The following is a 15,225-nucleotide window of genomic DNA, read 5'->3' as shown; positions in this document are numbered from 1 at the left end:
ACCTTCCTTCATGGTCAGGAGGTGAAGGCCGCGAGCCGGTCGCGGGAGAGATTGACCAGCCAGGAGGACTGCCGGGCCATGCCCTCGTGCAGGCCGACGGTGGGCCAGTAGCCGAGCAGCCGGCCGGCAAGGGTCAGGTCCGCGGACGTGGCGGGAACGTCACCGGGCTGTGCGTCGGCTACCTGGACCGGAATGTGCCGTCCGGTAACCGTGGACGCCTCCTGGATGGCGCCGTGCATGGACACGCTCGCGCCGCCGCCGACATTCACCACAGCGCAGCGGGTATCGATGTGAGCGGCAGCGATCGTCGCGGCGACGACGTCGGTGATGTAGGTGAACTCCCGCCGTTGGCTGCCGTCGCCGAAGAGGGTGACCGGCAGACCGGTATAGGCCGCGAACAGCAGCCGGCCGATGGCCATGTCGGGTCGCTGCCGTGGTCCGTACACGGTGAAGTAGCGCAGCGCCACGACGCTGAGCCGGCTGTCGGGGCGACCGGCGTAGGCCAGGCACAGCTGCTCGGCGGCTAGCTTGCTCACCCCGTACGGCGAGACCGGGCTGGTCCGGTCGTCCTCGCGGCTGGGCCGCTCCGCCGGGCCGTAGACGCTGGACGACGAGGCGTAGACCAACCTCCGTACGCCCGAGCGGGCGCACGCGTCGAGCAGCCGGTGGGTGCCGAGCACGTTCGACTGGGCGTAGTCGTGAAACTCCACGCCCCAGGAGGGCCGCACGCCCGGCCGGGCAGCCAGGTGAAACACGATGTCGCAGCCCTTGAGAGTGTCATCAAGCCGGTCGGTGACAAGATCCCGGCAAAGCGGTGTGAACAGCGGGTTGCCAGCTGCGGCTGACAGGTTCTCGTCGGCGAGGGCGTCCTGGCCGAGGCGGCGGCGGTCCAGGCCGACCACCTGCATGCCTCGGGCCAGAAGTGCGTCGACGACGTGCGAGCCGATGAAGCCGGCCGCGCCGGTCACTAACACCCGCGCCGTCACCGGCGGCCACCGGCCTGCGCTGGTTTTGACAGCATGCGCTGCCACACGAAGGTGAGCAGGATGGGCTCGGTCTGGGAGACCTTTGCCCGGCCGGTCGCCGTAATGCGGGGCTGCACCGTCGGACCGGGCCCATCCGTAGAGGCGTGCCGCGAGACGTACACGGTCATGACGTCACCGTCCGACGAGTTGCGATTGACTCCCGCTGGTTGGTCCAGTCGTAGCGGGCCCGCCGCGGCGCTGGCGGGCCCGCCGCAGTGAGGCGGCGGCTGGGAGCACCCCGCCGGTCACCCGCCCGCGCAGCCCCGATGGCAGTACGCGGACGAGGAATCAACCTCACGCCTGCACCTCCGGCCGCCGCCACAACAAGCGGCGCCTGCTTGTTGATCGTCTTGTCCGATCTCTTCACCGTGAATCCCCTGGCGTCGATGACATTGGGTTTGGTGAGCTGGAGCCGCCCAGCAGCGTCCGTCGATGCTCGTCAACAGCGAACCGCTCAGCGGACCCGATCGGTACCGTCCACGACCCATCCGCTCGCAACCAGGTAGTGACGGCCCGTAGCGGAGATGGCTAACGTGACCGTCGTCGACAGAGGACGCACGGAGGTGCTCGCATGGCCGGACGGCGCTATCCCGCCAATCGACGGCTAGCGTGGGAGAGGCTCCAGCAGGGCTGGTCCTACGAGGAGGTCGCCGAGCGCATCCGTACGGAGATGAGCCAAGCCGGCGAGACCGATACCGGGCTGAACGCCAACACGGTGCGGCGGTGGGAAACCGGTGAACGGTGGCCTGACCCGCGCTACCGCAAGCACCTCGTGGCCATCTTCGACAAGCCGGCGAGCCAGCTCGGTCTTCTCACCCCCGACGAGCTGGCGATGCGTCCGCAGGCGGAGACACTGCACGAGTTCAGGAGGTTGTGGGAAATGATCACCGGAGGCGACGAAACCGGCTGGGACCGGGCAACTGTTCTGCGCGCGTTGTTCGGCGCCAGCATGCTTCCCTTGGTGGCGCCCCTGCTGTCACTCGATCCGCAGGCCGCGTACGCGCAAGCCAAGGCCATAGATCCAGACGCGTACGCCGAGATCGTGCGGTGCCAGCGCACGCTGTACTGGACCAGCCCTGCCCGGCCGCTCTACGAGGCCGCGTACGCCCACACCCAGCTCGGTAGCGGACTCGTCCGCGCGGCCACCGGCACCAGTCGGGCGACCCTCGCCGGCGCCCTCGCCGAATCGGCGCTGCTCACCGCACGACTGGCGTTCTTTGATCTCAACCAGCCCGCCGTCGCGCAGCGCTGCTACGACGTCGCCCTCGCTGCCACCCGTGAGGCCGGAGACCACGCCCTGGCCGCCGCCGTCCTCGGCCACATGGCCTTCATCCCCGCCTTCGGACATGATCCGGCCGCAGCCCGGTCACTGATTGACGCGGCGCTCCAGCACACCTGGCACGGCGTCAGCCCCGCCATTCGCTCCTGGCTGCACTGCGTGGCCTCGGAAGTCGAAGCCCGCGTGGGTGCCGGAGCGGCAAGCCGCCACCAGATCGACCTCGCCGCCACCGCGCTCGAAGCGCGTCCCGAAGCGCCCGCATGGTTCGACTACTACGACACCGGCCGGCTGCACTCCTTTGCCGGCTACGCGGTCCTCGCCGCTGGCGACCATGCCGAGGCCGCCCGCCACTTGGCCGAGTCCCTCGCCCGCTTGACCGCGACGGGCGCCAAGCAGCGCAGCGTCGTCCTCGCCGACCTGGCCTCGGCGCACAGCAACGACGGCGACCACGCCGCCGACTACCTCAACCAGGCCTTGGACGCCCTGAACACCGACTGGTACGGCACCGGGCTGGAGCGGGTCAAAGCGGTCCGGCAGGTACTCGGCGACAGCCGAGAGGGCGGCCAGCTCGACGAACGCATCGCCGTCCTCGCGACCAGCCGGGCCGCTCTTCCGGGGAGCTAAGCGGCCGCCTCGTTGTGCCTGCGTACCAGTTCGGGCAGCTCTGTGAGCGAGTCAAGCTGGAAGAGGCAGCGGTCGCTGACGGTCTTGTCGTCGAGGATGTGTCCCCACGGGCCGCGTCGCACCAGGGCCGTCGCAAGCCCGGCCGCCTGTGCCGGCCGGATGTCGTTGTCCAGCCGGTCCCCGACGTACAGAACCTGGTCGGCGGGGCAGCGGGCCTCCGCGACGACGCGATCGAAGAACGCGGCCGAGGGTTTCTCGACATTCCAGCCGTCAGAGGTGCCGATCACGTCGACCGGAAGATCCAGGGCGTGCAAGATGGTCTCGGCTCGGGCAGTCTGGTTGCCGGCCAAGCCGACCTGCACGCCCAACTCCCGCAGGGCCGCCAGGCAGGGCCGGGCGTCCGGGTAGAGGTTCTCCTCGGAGAAGTGTTCCGGCTGTCCGGCGTCGGTCCGGTGCTGCCGCTCCTCGGCCAGGTCGAACCCGGGCCGGAACACCTGGAACGTCTCGCGGTAGTCCAAGCCGCGGGCGACGACGGCGCCGAAGACTGCCGAGAAGGTGTGCCGTGGGACGCCGAGCCAGTCGGCCCAGGTGCCGTACTCCCGGGACTCGTCGACGATCGTCTCACCCACGTCGAAGAACACGCTCGAGATCATCCTGGGATTGTGCCTCTCAGGCTCAGGCGGATCAACGCGTGCCGCAGGCGGCGTCGTCGTACGGGTCGTAGCGCCTGCGATGGCTGGCTCAAGGCCAGGCTCGCCGAACTCGGCGCGAAACCCGCCAAGCCCACCTGGCAGGTAGATGCCTACTACAACGCCTCGCACCGCGACTTCCTCGCCTCCGAGGTGATCACCGAATGGCTGCGTCTCTGTACGGAAGATCATGGAGCGTCGATCAACTTCAAGCGCTGGCATTCCGTTGACGCCGTGGTCCAACGCCTGCACGCGTTCATCGTCGACCTCGGCATCGACTCGGCGAGCAGATCAACAAGGGCTACCCGCACGTCCTTCTCGGCCGCGACCACTGATCGCTTACCGCTCCGCGACGTCTGGTGACGTCGGTGCCGTGGCGGTAGGTTCAACCCTGCTGAGAGCTCTGGTCGCCAGGGAGGGATCCGGCAGCGTGTCGCACGTCGAGAAGATCACTACGGAGCTGCGTACGCTGGCCACCGGGGTCGAGCGTGCGCAGGGTCTGGTTGCCGCTGCTGATCAGCAGGCACAGGAGATCGCGCTGCGGGCTGCGGGTGCCGGGTTCGCCGCGGTCGCTGCCGGTGTGGCGCGGGTTCGCGGGGCCATCGCCACCATCCGGGGTGGACTGGGCGGTCTCGCCGGTGCTGTCGGTGATGCCACGAAGGCGACCGCTGGTGTCCCGGAGCGGGCCAGTCCGGGGGAGACGATCAGCGGGCTGACTCCGGTGCAGAGTGCGGTCGACGGCATCCGCGACCGGACGGCCGCCACGATCACCCAGGTCGGTGAGGCGCAGCAGCTTGTCGTCGGGGTTTTGCAGGGTGGGCAGCCGGGGCCGCTGCTGCAGGCTCTGGAGAGCGCCAAACAGGTGCTTGTCATGCTGGTTCAGCGCACCGCCACCACCCGACAGGCCGTTGACGCGGCGATCGCCGAGGCACGACAGCTGGGGTCTTCGGGAAACTGAGCGGGGCTGGCGGTGCCGTACCGACCAGCCCTGCCTCGGTTCCCACACCGTCCCCCGGCAGGGGCGTGACGACGCCGTGGACGCGTAAGCCGACCGGAGAGCGCGGCGGCTCGCCTACCGGTCGGCGTACCCGGATTCCTCCGAGGGAAGACGCGCGCGTGCGGCGCTCTCTGGAACTGGAGAACCAGTGTGCCGATACCGTCGCTGCCCAGGGGTACCGGCTCCACCAGAACCCGACCCGGCAGGAGGTCGCTGACGCCCGTCTCGGTACCGGTGATTCCGGGAAACCGGGCAAGGATCCCGACTACCTGGTCGAGGGACACGTCTTCGACTGCTACTCCCCGATGCCGGCGAAGAGCGTGCGAGGCGTGTGGAGCGGGGTATCCGACAAGATCACCAGCGAGCAGACCCAACGGGTGGTGGTCAACCTCCACGACTGGCGTGGCGACCTCCCGGCGTTGCAGAGGCAGTTCGACGACTGGCCGATCGCAGGGTTGAAGGAACTGGTGGCGGTGACGCGAAGCGGGGCGATAATCCAGATCCTGCGACGAGACTGAAGGGCTACCCATGGCGACCGAGTACCGCTTGACGCTGGCCGGCGACGTTCCGCTCGATGCGCTGGCCGGCGTCGTCGCCCCAGACGGTGCCGAGGAGTCGGCGGTGGATGGCAGACCTCGGGTGCTGAGTGCGGACCTCGGCGATCGATGTGGTTACACGGTGAGCATCCACGCCGGATCCCACGGCTACTTAGAGGCCGAAGATGGTGACGGCTCGACGTGGGAGTGGGAACCGGAGCGGTACGTCACCATCGGCTTCCGGCTGATCAAGGGCGAATCCTCCGACTGGGCGACGCGGGAGATGCTGGCGTCCGTGGCCCGGGTGCTAGACGAGCGGTCGGAGGACGCCGCGCTGATCCTCGACGCCGACTGGCTGCTACTGACCCGCTTCTCGGGAACGCTGAGCAGGCACGCACCGAGTTGGTGGGATGTGCACGGCGGGGAAGACCTTGTCGACCGGTGAGTGGTTCGGAGCCGGTCGTCGCCGATGACGCCGCTGGCGTGAGGAGACCTCACCGGCTTCGTGTGCAGATGGCGACCTCTATGCCCCGGTACCGGGCTGCGGCCGAGGCTCCGCGTTGACGACTAACTGTTCGAGGTCGCGACTCCATCCTCGAGGTAGACACCGCCACGGCCGATAGCGGCGATCGCCGCAGCAACCCGCCGAGCCAGGCGAGGGATTAACAACGCGCCCAGGCGTTCCGGCTCGACGAACTCAAACCGGTCGAGCTCGTCCGGGCACAGTCGCATCGCCGCGACCTGGTCCGCCGTCAGCACCCCGCCGTCGAAGACGAACATGAGTCCGCCGTCCCACGGTGGGTTAGCCGGTACCCAGTCGACGCACAGCAGCGCTCCTGCCGGTAGCGACAGGCCCAACTCCTCCCGCATCTCGCGGGTGCAGGCGTCTGCCGGGGACTCGTCCGGCTCCACGGTTCCGCCGGGAACTTCCCACACGTCTTTGTAGACCGGGTGGACCAGCAGCACCCGGCCGGCCTGGTCGCGGAGGATCACACCGGCCGCCGCGCGGACCCGCGTCACGCTGGCGATGTAGGACAAATCCGGTTCGGTCTGCGTCTCGGCCACGCGACCGACCCTACGGCTCGCCCTCGGCGCATCGACCCCGTTTTTAAAGGAGACGTGGCGGCATTCCCCGGGGCGTTGTTACCCGGAGTAACCGTCATTTCGGTGCATGGCGTTGCATCGTTGAGTCGGCATGGCTTTGTCTCGGGCCTCCGACAGATCGGTGCCGCAGTACGGCGTCGATCACAGAGATCAACTAACGGCGGTCTGATTTGACCGTACCGCGTCTTCTGTCCTCAGCTCTTCGGCTGATTCAATGAACAGTGATCACCAAAATCGGCCCCAAAACCCCGGTTTGTATATGTGGGTGCTCGCACGGCCCGCCGACGCCCCGGCCGACGGCCGACGGCGAGCGCTGTCTCCGGTCACGGCGGTCCTGGCTTCCGATGTTTCCGTCGGCGCATTGACCACTCTCTGTTACGGCTGTCAGGGACCGGATGTCGGACTGTCGACGCCAGGAGGATCATCGGGAAATGGGCGACCAGGGTGCCACGAGGCGGTTGTTCCCGCGGCGGTGGCGGATCCTGTCGTACCTGGCGCAGCATGGTTCCGCGACGACACTGGACGTGGCGCTTGTCTGCGGAGTGTCGCGGCTGACGGCTCACCGGGACCTGGTGGGGCTGCACGAGGCGGGACTGGTACGCCGCGACCGCTCGGCGGAGGACCGGACCCACACCTGGTGGTACGAGGTTACGGCCGAGGGAACCGACGTGCTCCGGCGAGCCCTGACAGCGTCGGGGCGGCCTGTTCCGCTGCGGCTGGGGCAGCGTTCCTCCGGTCGGGCGGATGCCTTGCTGTTCCTGCCGTTGGTGGAGGTGTCGCGGCGCAACCCGGGGCGGTGCGAGTTGTTCCAGTGGCTGGCGACGATGGAGACCTCGGCGTTATTGCGCCAGCACGACCTCGCACAGTTGCGGGCCGACGGCTACGGCGTCTGGCTGCAGGACGGGCGGTGCCTGCGGTTCCTGGTCCACGTCGATCGTGGCCCGATCGGCGGCGTCGTCGCCGAGCACGAGCGAGCGACGTCAGGGCTGGGTGGATTGTTGGCCGGGTACCGGCGTGCGGACCATCTGGTGCCGGTCGGGGCGGTTCTGGTGATTGCTCAGGACGCCGAGCGAGAGGAACGACTGCGGACCGACCTGCTCCGCGAGCCGCTGCAGAACGCTGTCGCCACGACCACTCAGCAGTTGTTGTACCGCCACTGGCCGGACGACCAGGTATGGCAGGTACCGGGCGAGAGTGGCAGGCGTCGCCTCATCGAGGTCGGATCCTGACCGCACCACGTCACGATTCCCGGGCTGCGGCCGACGCCAGCGGGATGGTGGGGGACCTCACCATCGACGGCCCCGACTGGCAGACAGCCGTCCAGCGCACCACCCGCGATGGCTGGAAGCTGGCCCTACCGCGCCTGCGCGAGCCAGCTTTCGATGGCAGCGAAGTCGTGCTCGGTCAGGCCGCGATGTGGGTCGACCCGATGCAGCAGGGCCGGGGCGTGGTGATGAGTCGATACCCACTGTTGATCGGCGTGGGAGATCTCGTCGTCGACCCAGACGAAGGGGCGTCCCTGCGCCCACTCGACCAGTCCACGGGTCTTCCAGTGCAGGACGCTGACCCCGTCGGCGTCGGGCCAGTTCACAACGGGCAGAGGCGGTAGCCCGAGCAGCGGCGCGAGCACGTCGTTCGCGTCGCTCATCCAGGTCGTCGCCCACACCAGATCACACGGCAGGGCCTCCAGCCGGCGGCCATGTCCCGGATCGACCTTGTACAGCAGGGGATGGGCATCGGCCGGTAGAGCCAGTGCCATAGGGCGGCCATGCGACGCGCCCGGCTGGGCCGCCGCGGGTGTTCCGAACGGGATGAGGGTGCCGTCCACGTCAAGGAACAGCAAGGGACGCGGCGCAGAGTCGGACATGATCCAAGAGGCTAGCCCCACCCCGCCGCCAACTACCTCCGCGCGTTCGCCCCAGGTCCGTTGGTCTCGCCGGTGCTCCCGGCGGCCGGTAGGCGTACGCCGCTTACGGCGCCCACGGCATGGGCGGGCCGAAATGCATCTCACCGGCCCCTTCCGCTCCGGCGGCGTTGTCGTGTCCGACCACGCCACCAGCACCACCTCCCACACCCTCAACCAAGGAGTTCTCGTGTTTTCACCGACACCTTCACCTATCACCGCGGGCATTGGCGGTGACGCCTTCCGGCTTGATCCCCGTTCGGGGGTCGGGCTTGGCGTCAGCGTTGACGTCAGTCTTCAGCCGGACCCCCGAACCGACCCCCTGTTTCCTCTCACACCGCAGGTCAGCTCGTCTGTCAGTGTCGTCGGCTTGTCCTGCGACAGACCCTGCCTGGTCTCGGGTCTCTCCCCCTGGGGCTGGCAGTCCCTACTCGGCAAGGAGGTGGTAGCCGGTGGATGATCCGGTCCTTCGGGTCCAGTCCCAGCTGACCGGCCGTGATCGTGTGCTGCTGGGCTGGTTGTACGACCACGGTGTACTGACCTCGTTCCAGCTCGCGACCGCCCTGTTCCCGTCGTTGGACTTCTGCCAGCGGCGCCTGCGGACCCTGTACCGGTTGCGGTTGGTGGCCCGGTTCCGGCCGCAGCGGGCCGACGGCGGCTCGTATCCGTACCACTACGTCATCGACCAGCTCGGCGCCGAGGTCGTCGCCGCGAGTCGGGACGAGCGTCCACCGCGGCGGGACCACGCCCGGGTGGAGCGGCGGCGCTGGACCTCGACCCGCAGCCTCGCCCACCGCCTCGGGGTGAACGGCTTCTTCACCGACCTGGCCGGGCACGCCCGCACTCATCCGGGTACCGGCTTGGTGGAGTGGTTGCCGGAGGTGGTGTGCCAGCGCGCCGGTACGTTCACCAGCCGGAAGGATCCGGGGCTGGTGCGGGCGTATCAGCCGAGGGTTCGCCCGGACGGCTACGGCCGGTGGGCCGAAAACGATGTCGAGGTGCCGTTCTTCGTCGAGTACGACACCGGCGCCGAGCAGCTGTCGATCCTGGCCGCCAAGGTGGACGGCTACCAGGAGCTGTTCGGCACGATCCAGCGGGCGTGGCCGGTGCTGTTCTGGCTCCACTCGGCCGCCCGCGAGCGCAACCTACGCCGCGTGCTGGCCGACGTGCCGCTGGCGGTGCCGGTCGCCACCGGGGCCCGCGACCACGCCGCGACGACCGACCTCGGCCCGGCAGAGGCGGTGTGGGCCATGGCCGGCAGGGAAGGGCAGCGGCTGCGGCTGGCCGACCTGGCCGGGTATGCCGTTGACGTCTCCAGCCGGGCGGGTGAGGCCGCGTGATCGGCGACGGCACGACGGCCGTGGACAGTACCTCCGCTGCGGATCGGACAGCAACGGCCGGCGTCTGTCACGGATCTGTCGTGAGCAGCGCGGGCGGCGCTGACAGATTCGTGGGAGCACCAGTCGTTTGCTCCCGCAGCGGCGGACCACTTCTCGGTCCGGCGTCCGCGTCGGGCGGTCCGCGACCGGTGTCCGAGCCCCGTCCCGACTGTTGTCCGAAGCCGGGTCGGTCCGCCATCCGGTCCCGCCTCCTGCGACTGACGGACGGACCGGAACCCCTGTCCGGGGTCGGGGAGGTGATGGGCCACGACAGCACCGATCCCTGACCCGGACACCAGTCCGCGCGGCAGTCGCGTCGAGGGCGTCGTCCAGGTCGTCATCATGCTGGCCATCGGCGGCGCAGCCGGAGCGGCCAGCTTCACCCACGTGCACAACGTCGCCGCCGCGCACGGCCAACCCGGCTGGCTGGCCTGGGCAGACGCGATCGTCCTGGAGCTGATGTCCATCGCCTCCGGCCTGGAACTGCGCCGCCGCAAACGCGCCCACACCTCCACCGTCTTCCCAGCCACTGTGCTGGCCTGCGCCGTCACGCTGTCCCTGGCGGCGCAGGTCGTCGAGGCCGAACCCTCGGTCATCGGCTGGGTCGCCGCCGCCGTACCCGCGCTCGGATTCCTCGTCATGGTCAAGATCGCCCTCGGCCGGACCAGCACCGCCACGCCCGCCACCGCCCGAACGGTCGCGGACTGCCAACCGGACGAGGCCGGACGGACCGCTCAGGACAGCGGACCGGACGAGACGGTACGGTCCGCCGTCACGGCGGGGGAGCCATCCAGCACCGGGACCGTTCGCTCATCGGATGGGCGTCGTCGACGTGGCGGACGGGACCGGCAGCGGAGAGCGGACCGGGGACCGTCCGCGCAGCCATCCGGCGACTTTGGCGAGCTGCTGCTGGCGGCGCGCAAGGTCCGGGACCGGCTCGCCACGGACGGGCAGGCACTGACCCGGGCGGCACTCGCCGAAGCGCTGCGCGCAGCCGGTCACACCGTGTCCAACACTCGCCTATCCGAACTCCTCAAAACCCTCAAGGTCGAATCGTCGGCACCACCCGGACTGATCGTGAGCCCGATCATGCCGACCAACCCGACGCCACCGCCTCAGTTACCGAAGCGGCGCAACGGTGGCGGAGCAGCCACCCCTGCGCCGGTCGACCCCGGCTGGGCTACCCCGCTCCTACCGCACAGCCATCCATCTCATAACCAGGAGAAACCTGATCATGAACAGCCCCACGAATCACGATGACCAGACCACCCGCACCACGACCGACAGCACCACCGCCGTGCCCGGTGTCGGGGAGGTGTGGACGGTCGAGCGCATCCGTGCCCTCGGCGTGACCACCACCCTCGCCACCACCGCCTCCGTGCTCGGGATTAGCCGATCCCAGGCGTACCGGCTCGCCGCCACCGACCAGTTCCCCATACCGCTGATCCGGGCCGGCAGCCGCATCATCGTCCCGGTCGCCGCCCTGCTCCACCTCCTCCAACCCAACCCCAACGGGACCGGCGGCGAACGACTTGAAGCCGACGCGAAGGTGAGCGTGGATGCGATGACCCCGCCACCAGCGGATTCCACCCGACACCGCTGGCGGCACCATACGAAGCATCCAGGAGACGATGAGTGAAGGGATCTACCTTCAAACGCTGCGGCTGCCGCGACAGCGTCACGGGCCGGCGACTGGGACGCTCCTGTCCCCAGCTTCGCCGGCCCGGCGGCGGCTGGTCCCGCACCCTCGGCCACTGGCACTGGCAGATCGAAGTACCAGCCCGCGCCGACGGCACCCGCCGCCCGCTCCGCCATGGCCCCTACGCCACCCAGGCCGACGCCGACGCCGTCCTGGACCGCATCCGGGCCGCGCTCGCCGTCCCCGACCCCACCGACCCGCACACCACCGTCAAGACCGGCGACCTGATCGAGGCCGCCGTCAAGACCGGCGCTCCCGTCCCCACCCCGGACCAGATTCGGCGGGCGCTGCACCTGACATCACTCCCACCGAACTGCCCACCATGCAGGCGTACCTGACCGACTGGCTCGCCGGACGCAAGAACATCAAGACCGGCACCCTGCGCTCCTACGAAGGCCACATCCGGCTGTACCTCATCCCGCATCTCGGCCACCTGCGCATCGACCGGCTCCGCCCCGGACACATCGACGCCATGTACGACGCCATCGCCGAACGCAACACCACCATCGCCACCCTGCGCGCCAGCCGCGACCCCGCGAAACGCGACCAGGTCAAGAACCAGCGGATCGTCGGCCCCAGAACCCTGCACGTCATCCACGCCACCCTGCGCAAGGCCCTCAACGACGCGATGCGCCGTTACCGCTACATCGACACCAACCCCGCCCTGATGGTCGAACTACCCACAGCCCGGCCACCCAAGCCCACCGTCTGGACCGACCAACGGATCAAGACCTGGCGCGGCACCGGCAAGACCCCCAGCCCCGTCATGATCTGGACACCCGAACACACCGGCAGATTCCTCGACCACACCCACGACGCCGACGACCGGCTCTACGCCCTCTACCACCTCATCACCTTCACCGGCCTACGCCGCGGGGAAGCCTGCGGCCTGCACTGGGACGACCTCGACCTCGACGCCCACACCCTCACCGTCCGCTGGCAACTCGTCCAACACGGCTGGGCCACCGCCATCGACACACCCAAAACCACCGACAGCGAAGCCGCGGTCGCCCTCGACACCGAAACCGTCGCAGTGCTGCGCGCCCACCGCACCCGGCAACACCGCGAACGCCTCGCCGCCGGTCCTGCCTGGACCACCACCGGACTCGTGTTCACCACACCCACTGGTGGGCGGCTCCACCCGGCCGACGTCACCGACCACTTCCACCACCTCGCCACCCAAGCCGGGCTACCACCCATCCGACTTCACGACCTTCGACACGGCGCCGCCACCATGGGCCTGGCCGCCGGCGTGCAGATGAAGATCATCTCCAGCCGACTCCGCCACTCCAGCCCGCACTTCACCGCCAAGTTCTACGGCGACGTTCTACCCGAGCTATCCCACGCCGCCGCCGAAGCCACTGCGTCGATCGTCCCGCGCCAGCGCGCCGCTGAAAGGTCGGCGTAGACCCATGTCTGCGCCGGCACGACCCGAGGAGAGATCCAGCAGGGTTGATTCGCAGCATTCCAACGTCGGCGAGCACGGTCCAGGCCGGGCTGCTCACAAGGTGCCAGAGGGCCAGCCGGCGCCAATAGGGGCATACTTTTCCAAGTCGTGTCGTTCGCGGCGATGTTCGCAACCTTGAGGCTGACCCGTTTGAAGAAAGAGAGGGTGCCGATCAGACCGCTATCGCTCTAAGAATCTTGGCTGTGTCTTCGCCGTCGAGGATCATGAACTTTCGAGGTCGGCTCATCTGATGTGCATACACCGACATCATGTTTACGACGGCCGTTGCTATTTCGCGATAGTGCTGCAGCACCAGAAGGTCGGCCGGCTCGCTATAAAGTCGATCGATCTGGTCTCCGCGCTTACCAAGCGTTCGCACAGTCATTGGCCCGTTCGCGCCGGGGCCTTTGAATAGCCACGCACTTGCGACATGATTACCACGGATCGACGTCCGGCTTGTATAGAGGTCGGACTTTTCTCCGCCCCAGTCTTTGGCGACAAATGGTTCACCAATCAAGGCGGCGATGGAGCGCTTGACCTCGTCCTCGCTCGTGTGGTGCAGTGCCTGAAGCTCGGAAGGCGTGCACGGAGTCGCGAAGTCGACGCCGCTGAACTGATCGATCTCTGATGGATAGACTCGCAAAGGTTCGCTAACTCCGAAGAGCGCGTCGAGATCATCTTTCACGTAAGACCGAATACCAATGAAGGATGGCCGAATCTCGATTGATCTCCCGCTATGGCGAACAATGGTTCCTAGAACGAACACCTCCCTCTCGCCAACCAAGTTCCCTGCGGTTGATGCAGCAGCAAGACGCTCGGCGTTGAAGATCCCGTGCACGTGGACATCGGCGTCGGTGCTCATCGGCGCCGTGAAGCGCATGGGGCTGCTTCCGGGCCCTTCAAGCGAGCGGTCACGCGCGAAGGTGAACTCTTGCTCGATGGCGACCAGCGTGCCGACTCGAAGAGAGCCTTCGTGGAAAATCCTTTGGAGCTCATGAATATTCAGTTGGGGGAGGGCTTCACCCAGCATCTCGGCCAATTCGTAAGCTGTGGGCGCTGAATCGGAAAGTGCGCCCTCTACCGTCTCCCGGAGGGAGGCAGGGGAACTTCTTCTGACCCGGTTGCGACCGAGTAAGGCGCTGACCAATTCGGCGTGTAGGAAAAGTGGCTCAAGCACGATTCGCTTCACGTGCGGGACCTTCCTTATCGCAACTCACCCGTGCCACAACGGCGCACAGAGATTTTCGAATTCATCTACATCGGATGGGCGGCTCTGAGGATCGAACGCTGTTGCGGCAGCGACAACTTCCCGCCATCCGCGGTCGTCGGGCAGGAGCGGAATGTTCGCCTGTGGCACCCGGCCTGTAAGGATGGCCCCAATAAGCTGCCCGACGCTGTAAATATCAGCCTCCGGACCTGCTTTGTGGGCATCGTCGCTTAACTCGGGCGCAGCGTAGCCCTCGGTGCCATATAGCGTTCCGGCTCTGGTATGTCCGGGAGTGCTCGTTTGGCCATGCGGTCGTTTGCCGATTCCCCAGTCCGCTACCACCCATCGCCCCTGGATCTTAAGAATGTTTTCGGGTTTGATGTCGCGGTGAATCCAGCCTTTGGCGTGTGGCTTCCGAAGGCCGTCGAGTACGCTCATGACGATGGCTTTCAGTTGTTGTGCTTGTCGCAGTTGGTCCATCTCCAACAGTGCAGTCGTCTGCGCCAGCGGCATTACGAACCAGTCCCCATCTGGGCTTGCATCCAAGATAGGCATGATGTGAGGGTGTCCACCGAAGATTTCCGCCACTTCGATCTCGCGTCTCATTCGGCGTACAGCGCTGTCGTCCCGTGACTTGGCGCGCTTCACCGCAACGATTTGGTCGGTGTGCTTGTGCCGGGAGCTGAAGACGATGGCCTGGCCGCCACGGGCGAGTTCGCCAACAGGCTTGTAGTCTCGATATTGTTGGCGCGCGACCAATAGAGTTGCCAATTCGCCATCGGTCAAGTATGTGCGCAATTCTGACATTCTGCCTGCCAGGATGGTTCCTTCAGCAGCATTTTCGGCCACTATAAGCAGGTGGCTCTTGTACTCTATATCCATCGCATCGCTAGCCAGGAGCAGTGGGACAAGCGGGTGGTCCGCGAGCCGGGCGCGGGCCTCGGCGAGCTGTGCGGAGATCGACATAGTCTCCTGCTCGGTTTGCTCACGCTGGTTGTTGGCGTAGCTGCTCACGCCTTCAGTCAGCTTCCAACCGATGAGTGGCCCGGGGTTGCCTTCGTGTCGCGGTGGCAACAGGTCGAGCCGGACCAGGCCCGCTGTGCACCAGTGGTAAGCGGTAGCAAGTGCCTCCTCCTTGAAGCGATCATGGATACTGGCTGCCTTGCGTACCACCTGACGGGTTAGCCAGTTCCTCGTCCCGGCGGGCAGCGCCTGGAGCGTCTCGTACAGCTGCTCGTGCGTCGGCTTCGCGGCGGCCTCCACAGTCAAGCGGAGAAGTTCATATCTTTCGGAGCCGTCTTTGCGCTCGTGTACTCGGTACACCGGAAAGGCATCA

Annotated in this window: 16 protein-coding genes and 1 pseudogene; 10 read left to right on the top strand and 7 right to left on the bottom strand. The window is 67.4% G+C overall.

All coding sequences use genetic code 11. The features are described from left to right. Positions 1 to 14: 14 nt before the first annotated feature. Together ACLJN9_RS21510 and amcA are read right to left on the bottom strand one after the other, a co-directional pair. Positions 15 to 986, bottom strand: coding sequence for an NAD-dependent epimerase/dehydratase family protein (locus ACLJN9_RS21510; RefSeq protein WP_410813245.1), 972 nt, complete (start codon positions 984 to 986; stop codon positions 15 to 17). Then, positions 983 to 1,153, bottom strand: coding sequence for a multiple cyclophane-containing RiPP AmcA (gene amcA, locus ACLJN9_RS21505; RefSeq protein ID WP_410813244.1), 171 nt, complete (start codon positions 1,151 to 1,153; stop codon positions 983 to 985). Before amcA ends, ACLJN9_RS21510 begins: the two co-directional genes overlap by 4 nt. Before the next feature lie 443 nt (positions 1,154 to 1,596). On the opposite strand from amcA, the gene ACLJN9_RS21500 reads away from it, so the two are divergent. Next, entirely contained in the window at positions 1,597 to 2,928 is a 1,332-nt protein-coding gene (locus ACLJN9_RS21500) for a helix-turn-helix domain-containing protein (RefSeq protein ID WP_410813243.1), read from the top strand. Here ACLJN9_RS21500 and ACLJN9_RS21495 read toward each other — a convergent pair. After that, a complete protein-coding gene (locus ACLJN9_RS21495) occupies positions 2,925 to 3,581 on the bottom strand; it encodes an HAD family hydrolase (protein ID WP_410813242.1) in 657 nt (218 codons plus the stop codon). The genes ACLJN9_RS21500 and ACLJN9_RS21495 overlap by 4 nt on opposite strands. 9 nt (positions 3,582 to 3,590) lie before the next feature. Between ACLJN9_RS21495 and ACLJN9_RS21490 the strand changes: the two genes are divergently transcribed. From ACLJN9_RS21490 to ACLJN9_RS21475, 4 genes are all read left to right on the top strand, one after another. After that, a complete protein-coding gene (locus ACLJN9_RS21490; protein ID WP_410813241.1) occupies positions 3,591 to 3,980 on the top strand; it encodes a hypothetical protein in 390 nt (129 codons plus the stop codon). A 67-nt stretch (positions 3,981 to 4,047) separates the two neighbouring features. Continuing rightward, positions 4,048 to 4,575, top strand: coding sequence for a DUF6244 family protein (locus ACLJN9_RS21485; RefSeq protein ID WP_410813240.1), 528 nt, complete (start codon positions 4,048 to 4,050; stop codon positions 4,573 to 4,575). A 158-nt stretch (positions 4,576 to 4,733) separates the two neighbouring features. Continuing rightward, the gene (locus ACLJN9_RS21480) at positions 4,734 to 5,132 is read left to right on the top strand and encodes a hypothetical protein (protein WP_410813239.1); all 399 of its coding nucleotides are present in this window, start codon (positions 4,734 to 4,736) and stop codon (positions 5,130 to 5,132) included. 10 nt (positions 5,133 to 5,142) lie between these two features. Continuing rightward, on the top strand, positions 5,143 to 5,595 hold the full coding sequence (locus ACLJN9_RS21475) for a SitI3 family protein (RefSeq protein ID WP_410813238.1): 453 nt from the start codon (positions 5,143 to 5,145) through the stop codon (positions 5,593 to 5,595). Between the two features lie 122 nt (positions 5,596 to 5,717). On the opposite strand, the gene ACLJN9_RS21470 is transcribed toward ACLJN9_RS21475, so the two are convergent. Continuing rightward, the gene (locus ACLJN9_RS21470; RefSeq protein WP_410813237.1) at positions 5,718 to 6,215 is read right to left on the bottom strand and encodes an NUDIX domain-containing protein; all 498 of its coding nucleotides are present in this window, start codon (positions 6,213 to 6,215) and stop codon (positions 5,718 to 5,720) included. Positions 6,216 to 6,685: 470 nt separating this feature from the next. Here ACLJN9_RS21470 and ACLJN9_RS21465 point away from each other — a divergent pair, with 470 nt between their 5' ends. Next, positions 6,686 to 7,483, top strand: a complete 798-nt coding sequence (locus ACLJN9_RS21465) for a DeoR family transcriptional regulator (protein WP_410813236.1) — start codon at positions 6,686 to 6,688, stop codon at positions 7,481 to 7,483. Positions 7,484 to 7,608: 125 nt separating this feature from the next. Here the strand turns inward: ACLJN9_RS21465 and ACLJN9_RS21460 are convergent, their stop codons facing one another. Beyond that, entirely contained in the window at positions 7,609 to 8,121 is a 513-nt protein-coding gene (locus tag ACLJN9_RS21460; RefSeq protein WP_410813235.1) for an HAD domain-containing protein, read from the bottom strand. A 488-nt stretch (positions 8,122 to 8,609) separates the two neighbouring features. Here ACLJN9_RS21460 and ACLJN9_RS21455 point away from each other — a divergent pair, with 488 nt between their 5' ends. From ACLJN9_RS21455 to ACLJN9_RS21440, 4 genes and pseudogenes are all read left to right on the top strand, one after another. Further along, positions 8,610 to 9,497 carry a replication-relaxation family protein gene (locus ACLJN9_RS21455; protein WP_410813234.1) on the top strand — a complete coding sequence of 296 codons (888 nt, stop codon included), beginning with the start codon at positions 8,610 to 8,612 and terminating at the stop codon, positions 9,495 to 9,497. Positions 9,498 to 9,878: 381 nt separating this feature from the next. After that, on the top strand, positions 9,879 to 10,796 hold the full coding sequence (locus ACLJN9_RS21450) for a DUF2637 domain-containing protein (RefSeq protein ID WP_410813233.1): 918 nt from the start codon (positions 9,879 to 9,881) through the stop codon (positions 10,794 to 10,796). Then, positions 10,771 to 11,175 carry a helix-turn-helix transcriptional regulator gene (locus tag ACLJN9_RS21445; protein ID WP_178063491.1) on the top strand — a complete coding sequence of 135 codons (405 nt, stop codon included), beginning with the start codon at positions 10,771 to 10,773 and terminating at the stop codon, positions 11,173 to 11,175. Before ACLJN9_RS21450 ends, ACLJN9_RS21445 begins: the two co-directional genes overlap by 26 nt. Beyond that, positions 11,172 to 12,643: pseudogene (locus ACLJN9_RS21440) on the top strand (tyrosine-type recombinase/integrase). Before ACLJN9_RS21445 ends, ACLJN9_RS21440 begins: the two are co-directional and overlap by 4 nt. A gap of 211 nt (positions 12,644 to 12,854) precedes the next feature. Here ACLJN9_RS21440 and ACLJN9_RS21435 read toward each other — a convergent pair. Together ACLJN9_RS21435 and ACLJN9_RS21430 are read right to left on the bottom strand one after the other, a co-directional pair. Then, positions 12,855 to 13,871, bottom strand: coding sequence for a hypothetical protein (locus ACLJN9_RS21435; protein ID WP_410813232.1), 1,017 nt, complete (start codon positions 13,869 to 13,871; stop codon positions 12,855 to 12,857). A 24-nt stretch (positions 13,872 to 13,895) separates the two neighbouring features. After that, positions 13,896 to 15,152 carry a serine/threonine-protein kinase gene (locus tag ACLJN9_RS21430; protein ID WP_410813330.1) on the bottom strand — a complete coding sequence of 419 codons (1,257 nt, stop codon included), beginning with the start codon at positions 15,150 to 15,152 and terminating at the stop codon, positions 13,896 to 13,898. Positions 15,153 to 15,225 lie beyond the last annotated feature (73 nt).

Origin of the sequence: Micromonospora sp. 067-2 (assembly GCF_046549295.1) — a bacterium.
Classification (GTDB): Bacteria; Actinomycetota; Actinomycetes; order Mycobacteriales; family Micromonosporaceae; genus Micromonospora.
This window is presented reverse-complemented; position numbering and strand designations above follow the sequence as displayed.

Coding starts and splice junctions, on each gene's coding strand:
- ACLJN9_RS21445 (WP_178063491.1), top strand. CDS start 10,771: ATGAACAGCCCCACGAATCACGATGACCAGACCACCCGCACCACGACC.
- ACLJN9_RS21495 (WP_410813242.1), bottom strand. CDS start 3,581: ATGATCTCGAGCGTGTTCTTCGACGTGGGTGAGACGATCGTCGACGAG.
- ACLJN9_RS21475 (WP_410813238.1), top strand. CDS start 5,143: ATGGCGACCGAGTACCGCTTGACGCTGGCCGGCGACGTTCCGCTCGAT.
- ACLJN9_RS21460 (WP_410813235.1), bottom strand. CDS start 8,121: ATGTCCGACTCTGCGCCGCGTCCCTTGCTGTTCCTTGACGTGGACGGC.
- ACLJN9_RS21500 (WP_410813243.1), top strand. CDS start 1,597: ATGGCCGGACGGCGCTATCCCGCCAATCGACGGCTAGCGTGGGAGAGG.
- amcA (WP_410813244.1), bottom strand. CDS start 1,153: ATGACCGTGTACGTCTCGCGGCACGCCTCTACGGATGGGCCCGGTCCG.
- ACLJN9_RS21450 (WP_410813233.1), top strand. CDS start 9,879: ATGCTGGCCATCGGCGGCGCAGCCGGAGCGGCCAGCTTCACCCACGTG.
- ACLJN9_RS21465 (WP_410813236.1), top strand. CDS start 6,686: ATGGGCGACCAGGGTGCCACGAGGCGGTTGTTCCCGCGGCGGTGGCGG.